The organism is Methylomonas defluvii, assembly GCF_033949435.1.
Taxonomy (GTDB): Bacteria; Pseudomonadota; Gammaproteobacteria; order Methylococcales; family Methylomonadaceae; genus Methylomonas; species Methylomonas defluvii.
In genome coordinates, this window is sequence record NZ_JAXARY010000002.1 from 12,611 (window position 1) to 28,105 (window position 15,495).

Annotated in this window: 15 protein-coding genes; 6 read left to right on the forward strand and 9 right to left on the reverse strand. The window is 55.0% G+C overall.

Annotation, left to right across the window (positions count from 1 at the left end):
* Window positions 1–20: 20 nt before the first annotated feature.
* Both QLH52_RS03120 and QLH52_RS03125 read right to left on the reverse strand, forming a co-directional pair.
* A complete protein-coding gene (locus tag QLH52_RS03120; protein WP_319960515.1) occupies window positions 21–707 on the reverse strand; it encodes a (5-formylfuran-3-yl)methyl phosphate synthase in 687 nt (228 codons plus the stop codon).
* Window positions 704–1,267, reverse strand: coding sequence for a DUF447 domain-containing protein (locus QLH52_RS03125; protein ID WP_033157449.1), 564 nt, complete (start codon window positions 1,265–1,267; stop codon window positions 704–706). Before QLH52_RS03125 ends, QLH52_RS03120 begins: the two co-directional genes overlap by 4 nt.
* Before the next feature lie 153 nt (window positions 1,268–1,420).
* Here QLH52_RS03125 and QLH52_RS03130 point away from each other — a divergent pair, with 153 nt between their 5' ends.
* From QLH52_RS03130 to QLH52_RS03150, 5 genes are all read left to right on the forward strand, one after another.
* Entirely contained in the window at window positions 1,421–2,227 is an 807-nt protein-coding gene (locus QLH52_RS03130; protein WP_033157448.1) for a response regulator, read from the forward strand.
* 281 nt (window positions 2,228–2,508) lie between these two features.
* Window positions 2,509–3,120 carry a transcriptional repressor LexA gene (lexA, locus tag QLH52_RS03135; RefSeq protein WP_319960516.1) on the forward strand — a complete coding sequence of 204 codons (612 nt, stop codon included), beginning with the start codon at window positions 2,509–2,511 and terminating at the stop codon, window positions 3,118–3,120.
* Window positions 3,117–3,731, forward strand: a complete 615-nt coding sequence (gene imuA, locus QLH52_RS03140) for a translesion DNA synthesis-associated protein ImuA (RefSeq protein ID WP_319960517.1) — start codon at window positions 3,117–3,119, stop codon at window positions 3,729–3,731. The genes lexA and imuA overlap by 4 nt, the downstream gene beginning before the upstream one ends.
* A 7-nt stretch (window positions 3,732–3,738) precedes the next feature.
* Complete coding sequence (locus QLH52_RS03145; protein ID WP_319960518.1) at window positions 3,739–5,229, forward strand: Y-family DNA polymerase; 1,491 nt, start codon at window positions 3,739–3,741, stop codon at window positions 5,227–5,229.
* Window positions 5,213–8,500: an error-prone DNA polymerase gene (locus QLH52_RS03150; protein ID WP_319960519.1), complete on the forward strand. Its 3,288-nt coding sequence runs from the start codon at window positions 5,213–5,215 to the stop codon at window positions 8,498–8,500. The genes QLH52_RS03145 and QLH52_RS03150 overlap by 17 nt, the downstream gene beginning before the upstream one ends.
* 47 nt (window positions 8,501–8,547) lie before the next feature.
* Here the strand turns inward: QLH52_RS03150 and QLH52_RS03155 are convergent, their stop codons facing one another.
* Complete coding sequence (locus QLH52_RS03155; protein ID WP_425256949.1) at window positions 8,548–9,066, reverse strand: REP-associated tyrosine transposase; 519 nt, start codon at window positions 9,064–9,066, stop codon at window positions 8,548–8,550.
* Window positions 9,067–9,553: 487 nt separating this feature from the next.
* Between QLH52_RS03155 and QLH52_RS03165 the strand changes: the two genes are divergently transcribed.
* Complete coding sequence (locus QLH52_RS03165; RefSeq protein WP_319960520.1) at window positions 9,554–10,660, forward strand: hypothetical protein; 1,107 nt, start codon at window positions 9,554–9,556, stop codon at window positions 10,658–10,660.
* A gap of 67 nt (window positions 10,661–10,727) precedes the next feature.
* On the opposite strand, the gene rluB is transcribed toward QLH52_RS03165, so the two are convergent.
* From rluB to tsaB, 6 genes are all read right to left on the reverse strand, one after another.
* Window positions 10,728–11,450 carry a 23S rRNA pseudouridine(2605) synthase RluB gene (gene rluB, locus QLH52_RS03170; RefSeq protein WP_319960675.1) on the reverse strand — a complete coding sequence of 241 codons (723 nt, stop codon included), beginning with the start codon at window positions 11,448–11,450 and terminating at the stop codon, window positions 10,728–10,730.
* A gap of 25 nt (window positions 11,451–11,475) precedes the next feature.
* Entirely contained in the window at window positions 11,476–12,174 is a 699-nt protein-coding gene (gene scpB, locus QLH52_RS03175) for an SMC-Scp complex subunit ScpB (RefSeq protein ID WP_033157481.1), read from the reverse strand.
* Between the two features lie 409 nt (window positions 12,175–12,583).
* Window positions 12,584–13,405: a segregation and condensation protein A gene (locus QLH52_RS03180; protein WP_319960521.1), complete on the reverse strand. Its 822-nt coding sequence runs from the start codon at window positions 13,403–13,405 to the stop codon at window positions 12,584–12,586.
* 2 nt (window positions 13,406–13,407) lie between these two features.
* Window positions 13,408–14,061, reverse strand: coding sequence for a site-2 protease family protein (locus QLH52_RS03185; RefSeq protein WP_033157440.1), 654 nt, complete (start codon window positions 14,059–14,061; stop codon window positions 13,408–13,410).
* 5 nt (window positions 14,062–14,066) lie between these two features.
* The gene (locus QLH52_RS03190; protein ID WP_033157439.1) at window positions 14,067–14,687 is read right to left on the reverse strand and encodes an L-threonylcarbamoyladenylate synthase; all 621 of its coding nucleotides are present in this window, start codon (window positions 14,685–14,687) and stop codon (window positions 14,067–14,069) included.
* 101 nt (window positions 14,688–14,788) lie between these two features.
* Window positions 14,789–15,475 carry a tRNA (adenosine(37)-N6)-threonylcarbamoyltransferase complex dimerization subunit type 1 TsaB gene (gene tsaB, locus QLH52_RS03195; protein ID WP_319960522.1) on the reverse strand — a complete coding sequence of 229 codons (687 nt, stop codon included), beginning with the start codon at window positions 15,473–15,475 and terminating at the stop codon, window positions 14,789–14,791.
* Between the last annotated feature and the right edge of the window lie 20 nt (window positions 15,476–15,495).

Below are 15,495 nucleotides of genomic sequence, written 5' to 3' on the forward strand. Positions count from 1 at the left end.
CAATGCATCAGCGGGCTCATTCAGTACGCTAAAGCTCGCCAATGTTGCCTAATTATGTCGATTTGCCCGACGTCCAGTTGCGCAGTGCGGGAATGTTCCCGGCATAAGGCGCCGCGAAAGCCCAAATAATCCGGACCTAACTGCACTAAACCCGCTACATCGTCGGCACGCAAGGAACCGGCCAAGCCACTCAGCAAACCCAGGCCGGCGACTCTATCGACAAAAAGTTGCAATTCGTCGAGCGTCATCAGCCGCGTCAATGAACCGAGTTGTTTATTGGCGGTATCCAGCATCACCCCGCGAAAACCGGCCTGGGCTAAAGCATCAATCATCGCAAAATCCGGGCGGGTATCGGCAAACAATACCGCGACCAAGGCCACGCCCCGCGCAGCAATCGCCTGTAAACCCTCGACGCACGCCAGCCAGTCGCCGCCCGGAAAAAACCCGATTTTCACATAATTGACGCCGGTAGCCGCCATGGCTTGCACGGCCGGCAGGACCAGTTCGGGCTGCATCGGTAAATCGCCGATAGTGGCACTAACACAGCTGCCCGGTTGCAAGCGGCGGACAATCTCGGCAACCTCGGCCACATCCAGAGCACCCAAGGCGCCGCGAGCGGGTTGTTTTAAATCGATAATATCGACGGCGGCGGCTTCGACCAACAGCGCTTCCGCCAAACTATTCACGCTTGCCAACATCGCGGTCATACTTGCACTCCCCGGCGATGTTGTTCAATCGCCGCCATCAGCCAATCCCAGGCCTGACGCTCCCGCTCACCGGCGGTTTTATCCAGGCCGATGCGCAAATAATCCAGTTCGGCTTGAATTTTCTCCCCAGGCAATCTATCCAGCCGGCTGATCAAAATCGCCGCTTCCAGCACTGAATATTGCGCCCGATTAAAGCCTTGAAATGGCTTATGGTTGACCGTGTGCACGGCCCGGCAAAACAATTTCGGCCGGGTGTCGTCGTCTTCGATTCGCACCAATTGCAGTTCGGTATGCGCCAAAGTATCGGCTAAATAATACCCCGCGACTTGTTGGGCGGGCAATAAGGGCCAGTCCCTACGCCCGGTCAGACAGCCGGCAAAAATCCGCACATCGTCGCAATAATTGATGACGGCGGTTTCGGTTGCCAGCAGATTATCCAGCGTAGTCGAGGGCCGAAACGGCAAGATAATGTAGTGATCTTGTTCAACATGCACTCCCATCGGCGCGATGTGCGTATCGCCCTGCAGATTGATGGTAGTGACGAGGGTTTCTTGAATCATGGTGGTTTAGGTCTATCCTGAAGCGTGAAATGTTGCCGGTTTACCGGCAAACCAACGCGCAATTTTAATCTCGCCGGCTACCCTTGGGGATTTTTTTTCCAGCCGGCGCCTGCAGGATGCAATTCCGTTCAACATTAACCAGGCCACACGCTTATGCACGCCATAGATATTGCCGACTTATCGATTTTGCTGATTGAACCTTCGACCACACAATTAAAAGTCATCATGCAGCATTTACGTGACGAAGGCATAGCCAAAATCGAAGGCGTTTCCAACGCGGCGGCGGCGCTGGAAAGCTTGCATAATCACCGCCCGGATTTAATTATCAGCAGCCTGTATCTGCCGGATATGATGGCCACCGAACTGGTCGAGCATCTGCGCAATGAAGAAGCCCTGAGCCATATCCCCTTCATGCTGATTTCCAGCGAATCCAGCTTTGCGGTACTAGACACCATCCGCCAAGCCGGCGTGGTAGCGATTTTGCCCAAGCCGTTTGCGCACGACGATTTAAAAAACGCCTTGCGGGCGACCATCGAGTTTATCGATCCGCAAGAAATCAGCCTGGAACATTACGACATCGAAAACGTGCGGGTGTTGGTGGTGGACGACAGTCCGCTAGCGCGCAAACACATCAGCCGCGTGTTGAACAATATGGGCATCGTCAAGATTACCCAGGCCCAGGACGGTAAGGAAGGCGTCGATGTATTCGCTCGCGACCAAAACGCTTTCGACCTGATCGTCACCGATTACAATATGCCTATCATGGACGGCCAACAATTGATCAAAACCATCCGCCAGGATTTGGGCAATTCCATCGTACCGATCTTGATGGTGACCAGCGAAGAAAACGAAACCCGCCTCAGTAATGTCCACAAAGCCGGCGTCTCGGCGATTTGCGACAAACCCTTCGACCCGCAAACCGTGAAGGAAATGCTGTTTCGGGTGCTGGAGCCGGATTGAAGCTGCAATTACCGGCTTGCTTAAGCTTTATCTTGTTTAACCGTTCCACCCGCTAATAATTGACAGCCCCCTTCCTGTCATCACTCGTCCTTTACCTGCGCGTCTAGCATCCGGTTTGCTCCGGGCAAACGCTTGCCCAGCCTAAGTTTGAACATATAAAACCCGCCCAACCGCTCAAAGCCGCTAGCGTGCAGGCGGCAGTTTTTATAGCCGCCGGATAGTTGCGCTAATCCCATCATCCACACTATACTGCTTATAAAAGCAGTAACTATAAAAACAGCATGAAACCACTCACCGACCGCCAACAAGACATCCTGACCTTCATCGAGCGCAGCCTGTTACAGGATGGCTTTCCGCCGACCATCGCCGAAATCGCCGCTGCCTTTGGCGTGCGCTCCACCAACAGTATTCGCGGCCATTTGCAGGCCCTGGCACGCAAGGGCGCCATCGAACTGGTACCGGCCGCGTCACGCGGCATACGCCTGCTGAAACCGATAACCGATCCCGAGCGAGGTCTGCCCCTGGTTGGCCGGGTGGCGGCGGGGCAGCCGATTCTGGCCGAAGAACATATCGAGCGTTATTGCCGCCTGGGGCCGGAATTGTTCGACAACCGCGCCGATTATTTGCTGCGGGTGCAAGGCATGAGCATGCGCGATGCCGGCATTCTCGATGGCGATTTATTGGCCGTGCAACGCACACCGGAAGCGCGCAACGGCCAGATCGTTGTGGCACGGATTCACGACGAAGCCACGGTAAAGCGGCTACGCCTGGAGGGTGCTAAAGCTTTTCTGGAACCGGCCAATCCAGATTTTTCCATCATTGAAGTCGATTTGCAGCGTGAGCTATTGGTGATAGAAGGCGTGGTGGTCGGCGTGATTCGTAGCGGGCTATGAATGCAACTCCCCTGGATCAGCTGTTACGCACCCAGACCGAGATTTGGCGCGGATTGCATTCGGAAAATCAAAACTGGCGAACAATTGCCAGCGGTTTTGCCGAGTTGGATGCCTTACTGCCCGGTGGTGGCTGGCCGCTGGGCGGCGTACTGGAAATTCTATCGCCCTGCTTGGGCATCGGCGAATTAAGCCTGTTGCTGCCGGCCATGGCCTCCCTGTCTCAAAGCAAACGCTGGATAACCTGGATCGCGCCACCGCAGCAAGTCTATGCACCCGCCTTACTACAGGCAGGCATTGATGCAAGCTATGTTCTGGTAGTGGATTGCCGACAAGAGGCGGACATTCCCTGGAGTCTGGAAAAACTACTGCGTAGCGGCCGCTGCGGCATGGCCTTGGCCTGGCCGCGCCGGCTCAGCGATCATCAAATCCGCCGCTTACAACTGGCCGCGGAAGCCGGCTCGGCGTTGGCAGTGCTATTTCCCAAACAGCGTAGCGGCAGCGGCTACACGGCATTGCGCTTGGAAGTCAGACCCGCGAAAATCGGCCTGGCATTACAGATTTTAAAGGCGCGCGGTAGCTTGCAACGTGCGTCTTTGACCTTGCCGCTGTAAGACCGCCATGGCTGCCACCGCCAGGGCGCTATCGCCAACGCCGCCAGAGCGAATCGGCACCCTCGTAAAGCCCAATCCGGCCGACAGCCAACTTTGGCTATGCGCCTATTTTCCTGACTTGGCTTTGACTACACTGCATCTGGATTTAAATCAGGCCGTCGCCAGTGCTATGCCCCACAAAGGCCAGACTCGTCTACATACGGTTTCGGCGCCAGCCCGGCAAGCTGGCGTCGAACCGGGCATGGCACCCGCCGCCGCTCTGGCATTGTGTCCCGGCCTGAGCATTCATAACCGCGATCCGTTCGCCGAACGCCTGGCATTACAACAACTTGCCGAAATTGCCCTGGATTTCAGCCCATGGGTCAGCCTGGATCAGCCGGACTGCCTGCTGCTGGAAATTCGCTCCTGCCTGACCCTGTTCGGCGGCATAGAGCGCATACAAGATAAGCTAAGAACGGCATGGCAAACCACCAGGCATCGTCCGCTCATCGCCATTAGCCCGACCCCCACCGCCAGCAACTTACTGGCAAGACTCAGCCTGGAGACCATCATCACAGATCGTCAGGCCTTGCGCTCGGCGTTGGGCCCACTGCCCATCGCCGCTCTGGCACTGGACGATAAACTCTTACACCGGCTATTGCGCACCGGCATTCGCCAACTCACCGACCTGTGGCGACTGCCGCGCGACGGCCTGGCCAAGCGCTATGGTGCAGCCTTGTTGCAACAACTGGACAGACTTGCCGGCCAACAAATTCAAATTTTGCAGGCTTTCCATCGTCCGCCGCGCTTCCAGGCCAGCCGCGAGATGCCCATCGAACTGGAACGTATCGAACATTTCTTCCCGGCCATCGAACAACTGGCCGACGAGTTTGCCGCGTTTCTAAAAACCCGCGATGCCACAACCTTAGGCATCACGCTGGAACTACTGTATCACGGCCGCCCTGCCACTTGCTTGGCATTGGATTTTCGCGCCGGTAACCGCAACCCTAAACACTGGTGCGGCTTGCTGTCCGAAAAACTGGAACGCTCGCCGCTACCGGCCCCGGTGCTGGCTATCACCCTACTCAGCGCAGCCATAGTCCCATTTCAGCCGGAACGCTTCAGCCTGTTCGACGACCACGAGAAACCGGATAGTGACGCCGAATGGCAAGCGGTTTTGGATCAGTTGCAGGCCAGACTGGGCCATCAAGCCTTGAAATTTCCGGGTACGCAAGCCGACCATCGCCCGGAACGCGCCATGACCGTTGCACCAAACCAACTAACCGCCAATCCCGACTTAGCGCCCCGGCCTTTGTGGCTGCTAACTAATCCCGAACCAGTACAACTAAGCAGCCTGAGCCTGCTATCGTCGGCGGAACGCATCGAGTCCGGCTGGTGGGACGACCAGTCGATCCGCCGCAACTATCACATCGCCCAAGATCAACGCGGCCGCAAACTGTGGGTGTATCGCGACTTAAACGCCAAACAACAATGGTTTGTGCATGGCTTGTTCGGATGAGGCCAACGCGCCGGACAGCGGCTTTGCCGAACTGCATTGTCTGTCCAACTTCAGCTTTCTGCGCGGCGCCTCGCATCCGGAAGAACTGGTTGAGGAAGCCGCCCGGCTAGGTTACAAAGCGCTGGCGCTGACCGACGAATGCTCGCTGGCCGGCGTGGTAAGAGCGCATCTGGCCGCTAAGAAACACCATATCAAACTGATCATCGGCAGTGAGTTTGTCTTGGAAGGCGGTCTGAAACTGGTCTTGCTGGCAACCGATAGAAGCAGCTACGGCAACCTGTCTGCGTTGATTACCCTGGCCCGCCGCCAAGCCGAAAAAGGCAGCTACCGGCTAACCCGATCCGATTTGGCCGCCCACTGTCCGCAAGGCTATCTGGCCATCTGGCTGACCAACGGCTGTTACAGGGAAGAAGATGGCCATTGGTTGAAACAGTTATTTGCCGGCGATTTATGGCTGGGGATCGGCCTATTTCTATCCGGCCACGACCAAATCCATTGCCAACGAGCCACAGCCATAGCCCGGCAACTAAACATTCCGATTGTCGCCTGCAACGACGTGCACATGCACCGCCGCTCACGCCGGGCTTTGCAAGATACGCTGACCGCGATTCGCCTCGGCCAGCCTTTATCGCAACTGGGCTACGCCTTGTTCGCCAACGGTGAACGGCATCTACGCCCCCTGCCCCGGCTAGCCGAGCTTTATCCTACGGCATGGCTGCAACAAACCTTGCTTATCGCCGAACGCTGCCAATTCTCGCTGGACGAATTGCGTTACGAGTATCCTCAAGAGCTGGTGCCGAATGGGCATACGCCCACTTCCTGGCTGCGGCATTTGACCGAAACCGGCGTTCGCGAACGCTGGCCGCATAGCGAGCCGACAAAAGTCCGCCGACAAATCGAACACGAGCTGGCTCTGATCGCCGACTTGGCTTACGAGCCGTATTTTCTGACTGTACACGACATTGTCAGATACGCGCGGGAGCAAGGCATCCTCTGCCAAGGCCGCGGCTCGGCGGCGAATTCGGCGGTGTGCTTTTGCCTGGGAATCACCGAAGTGGACCCGAGTCGAATGAATCTGTTGTTCGAGCGCTTTCTATCCCGCGAGCGCAACGAACCGCCGGACATCGACGTGGATTTCGAACACGAACGCCGCGAGCAAGTGATTCAATACATCTACCAAAAATACGGCCGGCATCGGGCCGCGTTGGCCGCGACGGTGATCACTTACCGCACTCGTAGCGCGGTACGCGATGTCGGCAAAGCCTTGGGACTGAACTTGGCGCAAGTGGAACGCCTGGCCGATAGCGTAGATAGATGGGACGGCTATCAATTGATGCCGGAATCTTTAACAGCATGCGGTTTCGATCCGGACAGTCCCGTCGTGCAGCGCCTGTCCGTGCTGGTTCAGCAGATCAAGGGCTTTCCGCGCCATCTTTCCCAACACGTCGGCGGCTTCGTGATCGCCCGCGACGAACTCTCACGCCTGGTACCGGTGGAAAATGCCGCAATGGCCGACCGCACCGTGATTCAATGGGAAAAAGACGATCTGGAAGCGATGGGCTTGTTGAAGGTCGATGTACTGGCGTTGGGCATGCTCAGTGCGATTCGTAAAGCGCTGGAGTATCTTGGTCAATATTGCCGTCCGCCCCAGCACCAATATCCCTTTGTTGAAGAGAATTGCAGAAACGCCCTCTCCCGCCGGGAGAGGGCTGGGGTGAGGGAATATTCAAACCATAACCACCGCCCTCATCCTAACCTTCTCCCGGAGGGAGAAGGGACTGTTTCGACTTTTATCACCCCTACCGAAGAAACAGGCTCACCCAACATCCCCTGGACTTTAGCCGACATTCCCGCCGAAGACCCGGCGGTTTACCAAATGCTGCAACAAGCCGACAGCATCGGCGTGTTCCAAGTCGAGTCGCGGGCGCAAATGACCATGCTGCCGCGCCTGAAGCCAGCCAATTATTACGATCTGGTCATCGAAATCGCCATCGTCCGCCCCGGCCCAATTCAAGGTGAGATGGTGCATCCCTATCTAGCCCGACGCAAGGGTTTGGAGAAAATCGAGTACCCCAGCCCGGAAGTCCAAGCCGTTCTGGAACGCACCTTAGGCATCCCGATTTTTCAGGAACAAGTCATGCAACTAGCCATGGTCGCAGCCGGCTTCACCGCCGATGAAGCCGACCAACTGCGCCGAGCCATGGCTGCCTGGAAACGCAAGGGCGGCCTGGAGCCGTTCGAGCGCAAGTTACTGGACGGCATGCGGGCGCGCGGCTACAGCGCCGAGTTTGCCCAACGGATTTTTCAACAGATCAAGGGCTTTGGCGATTACGGCTTTCCGGAATCGCATTCCGCCAGCTTTGCCTTGCTGGCTTATGTGTCGGCTTGGTTGAAGCGCCATCATCCGGCGGCGTTTTGCTGTGCTTTGTTGAACAGCCAACCGATGGGCTTTTACGGCCCGTCGCAATTGGTGCAAGACGCCCGCCGCCATGGCGTAGAAGTGCGCCCGGTGGATGTGCAAGCCAGTCAAAGCCAATGTTCATTGGAGTTTCCCGCCAACGCAGCGCCGGCCTTACGCTTGGGGTTTAATCAAGTCAAGGGTTTATCAGAAACAGCGGCACGCAAGATTGTCCAAACCAGGGGTTTACAGCCATTCGCGAATGTTGCCGAACTGGCGGCCCGCACCGGTTTGGATCGACAAGATTTGGAGTATTTGGCAGCGGCCGATGCTTTGAAAAGTCTGGCCGGCAACCGGCATCGTGCCTTTTGGGCCGCCGGCGGCGTCGAACCGGCCACCCCAGCATTTGGCGTACCGGTCATCGCCGAAGCCACGCCGCTATTAAAAGCCCCCAAGCCGGGCCAGGAGGTATTGGCGGACTATGCCAGCACCCGGCTCAGCCTGCGCGAACACCCGCTGGGCCTGCTGCGCGAGCGCTTGCGCCGCCGGGGTGTCACCACCGCCGCCTCTTTATGGCAACGCCGTAACGGCAGCATCGCTCAAGTCGCCGGTCTTGTGATCTGCCGGCAACGGCCGATGACCGCATCCGGCGTGACTTTTGTGACACTGGAAGACGAAACCGGCCAAGTCAACCTGGTGGTCTGGCCCGCCACTGCCCTAGCCCAACGTAAACCCTTACTGAAAGCCCGCCTGTTGTCGGTGAGCGGCACGATTCAACAGGAGGACGGCGTGTTGCATTTGGTGGCCGGCAAGCTGGAAGACTGGAGCAGCTGGATCGGCGAATTGGAAACTAAATCCCGGGATTTTCATTGAAGCGCCAAATTTTAAAAGAATAGTTTTTATCCCTTAACCCAACTCGACTACTCGCAGTCCAAGTTCGTTATATCCGCAGCCAGGGTACAACCCCAACTGGCGGGATAAAACCCAGCATCTACAAAACGTTGAAACGAACTGTGTGGCCATTCACCGGGAGACAAAGCCAAACCATGTTTGACTGGGTTGTAATGGATGTAATCCAAATGCTTATTAAAGTCGGATTCGTCACGGATGCAATGCTCGAAAAAACGTGGTTGCCAAATGGTTTTTGCACCGTCTTTTTTCACACTCGCCGAAACTCTTCGAGAAAAAGCAGTTTTAATCATTTGCCACCGAGTTGAATAGTCGAAATCGCCCTCAGGCAGTAGCCAGAGACAATGCAAATGATCAGGCAAAATGACGGCAGCCGTTATGTCGAAGGGTCGTTTGCATTTGACCTCTTGAAACGCCTGACGAAGCAACGCAACCCGCTGAATATCGGCGAAAATCGGTTGGCGACGATACGCCACAACCGTAAAAAAATACAAGCCGCCAGGGACATACAACCGCCGATAGTCGCTCATAATCCAATTAGTTACCCAGTGTAAGATTATTTCTAGCCTAGTCCAAGGCGGACATTTCCAACAAAAATCACTGTCCTAGTGTAGGCCAGAATAAGCCGATAGGCGTTTCTGGCAATTGCACGTTTTGCCGGAAACGCTAACGCTTATTCCGGCCTACATGGCTTTTGGTTACTTTTCTTTGGACAAGCAAAGAAAAGTAACCCGCCCGCCGGTGCGGTAACCGGCATTCAAATAAACCTCGCGATAGCGAAACATTGTTTATGTAAACCAACCATTGCGTGAGGATTTGCGCATCAACCGAAAAACAAGACACTATATTCGTCGCAAGGGATGCGCTGTTTTTGACTTTCAAAAACTACCAACTATAGTGAGTTGCGAGCAACCTTTGCAGCAACTTTGCTGGTAATAGTTTTGCAAGTGCCGACCGAGCTCCCATCAGCAATTCAATGCCGTGTAAGCATAATCTCAAGCCATTTAGAGCAGAAAAATGTTGAAGAATTTTTTTAAGAAAAAAGTTACGACAATTGAGACGGCAACTAACTATCCAGCGGTCAATATCACACCAACCGACTTAGAAGAACTCAAAAAAATATTAAGAGCAGCACTTCCGAATATCCAAGCAGAACATAACCCGCTTGCTTGGTCTTGGGATCCGGATTTATGGGTGTCCGGCAAATTGCATTACCTAATCCCGCATGAGGTCGCTACTACAAAGGATATTGCCGAATTTCTAAGATATATCCGTACCGCGTCGCTGACTTTTCCAGGCGGACCATTCATTTGGGATCTCAATTCGCTGGACAATTTGGTGTTTCTACCAACGAGCCACGCGGAACGAAAGCAAAAAGCGGGTATCTTTGCCGCAATTTATTCGGCTAGCGACGAACCATACCAAGCCTACTGCCAATTCGTGGCAGAAATTCTAAGAAACATCAAGAACAACCATGACGAAACCTTAGCCAATACCGAGAACAGCGTGCAAAGGCGAGCATTGGCCGCTATGAGATCGGCGGCTCAAATTTTGGATTTTCAACGTAGTTTGCGTGCTGGACTTGTCAGCACAAGTCCCGAAAACGTCAAATACTTCTTAAGCGATACCGACGAACTCTTGTTCGGCAGGCCTGATAAGCCGGCAACCGTAAAGGTCAAATTCCAACAAGAATCGGTATCTGTGGTGCTCCCACACTACGTGCGTATTTCAAAAACGCCCGCCGACCAGATCGACGCAACCTTTGGCGAGGATTACATCTGTAGGCTTGAAATTTCGAGAGTCCACTCAGATGGTCCTGAATATCCCGAAGAATTTGGAGTATATCTGGTCAAACAATCTGCGGAAAAGCACGGGATGACGGTCAACTACTCTGCCGACGGCAAGGCGATAATTCCAGTCCCACCCTTAATAAAACAAGAACGCGACCAACTATTCCAGGTTTCTCACTTCACTATTGGCACAAAACGAAGCGTATTCACCATGACCCTGACATGTCCTCCGCTACAAAACCTTCCAGAACAAGAAAAGACTCGAATCAACCAAATCATTAATGGCGTGATCGCAACGCTGACCGAAGAGTATCCGACCTCAAAACTCCACTGAACAATTGAGATCATCGCGCCGCAGCGGACACGGCTTGCCGATTGCAGCATCGATTAGTTCAACGGGACTACAATTCCACAAACTCCATCAATCCCTGCAATTCCTTAGGCTCAAGCTCATAAAACGAATGCGCCCTGACCCGTTCCGGCAAACCAACATCGCCGTAACGAACCCGAATCAAGCGGCTGACTTTAACCCCCTGCGATTCCCACAAGCGCCTTACCAAACGATTCCGCCCCTGTTTCACCGTGGCGTAAAACCATTTGTTGGCGCCTTCGCCGGCGTAAAAGCTGACGTCTTCGAAATGCGCCGGGCCGTCGTCTAGTTCCACGCCTTGTTTCAAGCGCGCCAGCATCGCATCGTCGACTTCGCCCAAGATCCGCACCGCGTATTCGCGCTCCACTTCCCGCGACGGGTGCATCAAACGGTTGGCGAGTTCGCCGTTATTGGTGACTAAAATCAGGCCGGAGGTGTTGATGTCCAGCCGGCCGACCGCGATCCAGCGGCCGACCTGCAGGCGCGGCAGTTGGGTAAAGATTACCGGCCGGCCTTCCGGATCGCGGCGGGTGACCAGTTCGCCGACCGGCTTGTGATACACCAGTACCCTGGTCGGTTGCTCGGCATATTTTTCCCATTTCACCACCCGGCCATTGATTTGCAGATGGTCGTCGGGTTTTAAGTGGTAGCCGGGCTGTACCGGATTGCCATTGACGGTGAGTTTGCCTTCTTCTATCCAGCGCTCGATTTCCCGGCGCGAACCGACACCAGCCCGCGCCAGCAGTTTCTGGATGCGCTCGCCGCCGGCCGGTGCAGCTTTAGTGGAGGGTGAGCTTTTCGGTGCCGAGGCCGGCTTCGGCTTGTGGGTCGAACTCGGTTTCCGCGGCTGCGGTTTCTGGGTCCGTTTGTCCTGCGGAGCTGACGGGTTGTTGGATCTCGGCGGTTTGCGGTCTTTCACTGTGGTCCTGCTCGGGTTGCGGTTGAGGCGAGTTGCCGAAATCGAAATTGACGATTTCTTCCAGCGTCGGTAATTCGCTCAATGAGGTTAAATTGAAATAATCCAGAAATTGTTTGGTGGTGCCGAACAAGGCCGGCCGGCCCGGTACTTCCTTATGGGCGATGACGCGAATCCACTCGCGCTCCAACAGAGTTTGAATGATGGAACTGCTGACGCTGACGCCGCGAATATCCTCGATTTCGCCGCGCGTCACCGGCTGGCGGTAGGCGATGATCGCCAAGGTTTCTAAAAGCGCGCGCGAATAACGGGCCGGCTTTTCCTCGAACAAGCGCGTCACATAGGGCGATAGGCCCTCGCGAACCTGAAACCGATAGCCGCTGGCCAATTGCCGCAGGCCGATGGGGCGGTCAGCGTAGTCGCGGGCGATTTCATCCAGGGCCATTTGCACCGACAAGGTATCGGGTTGCTCCAGTTCCGGAAAAGTTTCCTGGATCTGTCTAATCGTCATCGGCCGGTTGGCGGCAAACAAGATGGCTTCCACAATACGTTTGGTATTCATGTCGCACTCTTTAATCGGGTCGGGCTGCAATCGGTGGCGTTCAACCAGAATAGGTTGGTAGGTGCTGGCGCGAATAATCTCTGACCAGCGCCACGGCAAACGGCTTGCGCGCCTAGACTGGCTAACTGCCAAAGCCAACGGCACGGGTGCTTGCCAACTACTCCGCCAAACTGGCAGTAAGCGCACCGCTCGCCGACCGGACCTCGGCAAAACCACGGATTCGCTTGGTTCGAGGACTTGACCAACCGGAACGCGCGGCTCGCTAGTCCAGATAGCCGGAAAACGCACGGCGCGCCGTTTGACCGGCACGAATATCGTAACCGGTTCGGGTTTGATGCGCGGCTTGCGAGGTGCTCTGGGTTTGGCTGTGGGAATAACATCATCGACGACGGTTTCGGCTAACTGCGGATCAGTCCCCGGTGCCGCTATCAAGGCGGATTCTGACCTGGATGCCGGCGTAAGGCTCGGACTGGAAGATGTCGATGATGCGTTCCTTGGAGAGTTCAAGGATGGCAAGAAACGCGACAACCACTCCGTTTTTTCCTTCACTTCGGGTAAAACACGCTGCGAAAGGGAGCTGATTTGCTCCGTTAAGTTTTTCCAAAATGGCTGCCATTCGTTCACGGACTGATAGGGGTTCTTTGGTTATTTGATGATGGGTAAGCCTCTCGGCGCGTTTCAAAATGTCCTGGAAGGCCAGCAGGAGTTCCTTGAGTTGCACATCCGGTAAAATTTGCTGTACATCCACGGTCGAGGTGTCGACACCAAATTCGAAGGTATCGCGCTCGTTTCTGGGCAGTAGATCGATCTCTTCGGCCACTTTTTTGATCGCTTCGTATTCCTGCAATTTGCGGATCAAAAACGCTCTGGGGTCCTCTTCTTCCTCTTCGCTTTCCGGTTGTCTGGGCAGCAGCATCCGCGATTTGATCTCCGCCAGCAGCGCGGCCATCACCAGATATTCGGCAGCAAGCTCTAGACGCAGATTTTCCATCATGTCGATGTAGGCGATATATTGCCGGGTGATCTGAGCGATGGGGATGTCGAGAATATCCAGATTCTGCCGGCGAATCAAATATAACAGCAAATCCAGCGGCCCTTCGAACGCATCCAGAAACACTTCCAGCGCATCCGGCGGGATGTAAAGATCTTCCGGCAAGTCTTGATAAGGCTGGCCTTGCACCAGCGCCAGCGGCGGCAGTACGGTTTCAACCGGTAATGCTACTTCGTTCAAAACTACATGCCCGCCAAACTAAAAAATAATTGTTGGGCGTAGTACATCGGATAAGCCAGCAAATATTGCAACACGTCGGTAGCAAGTAATATCAACAAAAAAATAAAACCAAACCGTTCCAAACGATTGTATTGCCAGGCCCAATAATCCGATAGCACTCCGGACAAAATCCGGCTGCCGTCCAAGGGCGGAATCGGCAGAAGATTAATCAAAGCCAAAACCAAATTGATGCTGATGCCTGCTACGCCGCTGTAAATCAGCGGAAAAGAGATGTATTCGATTTCCAACATCACGCCGATTCTAGACAGCAAAGCCCAGGCCGCCGCCATTAATAGATTGGACAAGGGGCCGGCTACCGCCACAATCGCCATGGCTTGACGCGGTTTTTTAAACGCGCGGGGATCGACCGGCACCGGCTTGGCCCACCCGAACACAAAACCGGTAAAGGTCAGCAACAATAAACCGGGAATAATCAGCGTGCCCAGCACATCAATATGTTTGAGAGGATTCAGCGTTAAACGGCCTTGGTCGGCAGCGGTGTTGTCGCCTAACTTCTTGGCCACCCAGCCGTGCGCCACCTCGTGACCGGTGATCGCGAAAATCACCGGCAAAATCCACACCACGATCCTTTGTATCAGGGTTAATTCGTCCATCATGGCTTTTACTCCAACATCGGCGCAATACCGATACCTTGCCGAACAATGTCAATCGACTTATCGCCGCAAGCGATGACGGTAGTGGGTTGATATTCGATCACGCCCACATCTATGACCAGGGCCAACTCTTTTTCCAGCCGCTTTCGGATTTCGTACGGATCGGCCAAAGGCTCGTCATCGCCGGGCATCATCAACGTGGAGGTCAACAAGGGTTCGCCAAGCTGCTCGACCAAGGCTTGAGCCACCGGATGATCAGTGATCCTGACGCCTATGGTTTTCTTTTTGGGGTGCTGCAACCGGCGCGGCACTTCGCGCGTGGCATCCAGTAAAAACGTAAACGGACCGGGCGTCAGTTTTTTGATCAAGCGGTGGGCTTCATTGCCCATTTTGGTGAAGGTGGAAACCTGCGACAGGTCGGTACACAACAGTGTGAAGTTATGATTATCGTCCAGCCGGCGGAGGCTGCGAATTTGATCCATGGCCGCCTTATCGCCGATCTGGCAACCCAGCGCGTAGGATGCGTCAGTGGGATAGGCGATGACTCCGCCGTTGCGCAAGATATTGACTGCTTGTTGAATCAAGCGCGGCTGCGGGTTCTTCGGATGAATTTCGAAATATTGCGCCATGGGCTAAAACTATCGGCTTAGGTAAAGGGCCATTGTACCCCAGAAGGTATTTAAAAATGTGGCGCGGCCGTTTTAGCGGCCGCTGGAAACCGGAAACCGACTCATCTTTCCGATTGTTTTTTGGCGACTTTATCGCGCAAATAAACCGGCATGGCTTGCTCGACAGGCACCGCCAAACCGCAAGCAAAACCGTAAGCGCCCAATTGCGCGACACAGCCGGCGCGCGGCCAGACATCCACCTCAACGCCCAGCACACGCTCTGCTAAACGCTGGCCCAACTGCTCCGCATAAACGCCCCAGCCGGAGCCGACGCCAAAGCCACGGCAATCCGGAAATATCGCTTCGCCGGCTGGCGTGACGGCTTCCGCGCCGATCAAGTCCGCCAGGCCCAATTCATTGCGTTGATACACACCCCAAAAAATTTCGTCCATCCGTGCATCCATCGCGGTGAAACTCAAATTGGCATCGACGCGACGGTTGAAAAAGTCTTGCGCGATGGCCGCCAAGGTCGAAACCGGCACCACCGGTAAATCTGCGCCATAAGCGATGCCTTGCACCACGCCGCCGGCAATTCTGACACCGGTAAACGAACCGGGCCCGCGACTCAAACCGATGGCATCCAGTTGTTGCGCCTTGAGTTGAGCATCGGCCATTAATTGATCGATCATCGGCAAAATCAGCTTGGTGTGCTCGCGCGGGGCGACGGCAAACTTTTCGGCAATCTCGCCATCGATAAACAAGGCCGCCGAACAGGCGTCGGTGGAGGTTTCTACTGCCAATAATTTCAAATCTGTACCTCTGTCAACAA

Excerpts from the sequence above, each read along its gene's own strand:
- QLH52_RS03120 (WP_319960515.1), bottom strand. The coding sequence starts at position 707 with ATGACCGCGATGTTGGCAAGCGTGAATAGTTTGGCGGAAGCGCTGTTG.
- QLH52_RS03125 (WP_033157449.1), bottom strand. The coding sequence starts at position 1,267 with ATGATTCAAGAAACCCTCGTCACTACCATCAATCTGCAGGGCGATACG.
- QLH52_RS03130 (WP_033157448.1), top strand. The coding sequence starts at position 1,421 with ATGCACGCCATAGATATTGCCGACTTATCGATTTTGCTGATTGAACCT.
- lexA (WP_319960516.1), top strand. The coding sequence starts at position 2,509 with ATGAAACCACTCACCGACCGCCAACAAGACATCCTGACCTTCATCGAG.
- imuA (WP_319960517.1), top strand. The coding sequence starts at position 3,117 with ATGAATGCAACTCCCCTGGATCAGCTGTTACGCACCCAGACCGAGATT.
- QLH52_RS03145 (WP_319960518.1), top strand. The coding sequence starts at position 3,739 with ATGGCTGCCACCGCCAGGGCGCTATCGCCAACGCCGCCAGAGCGAATC.
- QLH52_RS03150 (WP_319960519.1), top strand. The coding sequence starts at position 5,213 with ATGGCTTGTTCGGATGAGGCCAACGCGCCGGACAGCGGCTTTGCCGAA.
- QLH52_RS03155 (WP_425256949.1), bottom strand. The coding sequence starts at position 9,066 with ATGAGCGACTATCGGCGGTTGTATGTCCCTGGCGGCTTGTATTTTTTT.
- QLH52_RS03165 (WP_319960520.1), top strand. The coding sequence starts at position 9,554 with ATGTTGAAGAATTTTTTTAAGAAAAAAGTTACGACAATTGAGACGGCA.
- scpB (WP_033157481.1), bottom strand. The coding sequence starts at position 12,174 with ATGAATACCAAACGTATTGTGGAAGCCATCTTGTTTGCCGCCAACCGG.
- QLH52_RS03185 (WP_033157440.1), bottom strand. The coding sequence starts at position 14,061 with ATGATGGACGAATTAACCCTGATACAAAGGATCGTGGTGTGGATTTTG.
- QLH52_RS03190 (WP_033157439.1), bottom strand. The coding sequence starts at position 14,687 with ATGGCGCAATATTTCGAAATTCATCCGAAGAACCCGCAGCCGCGCTTG.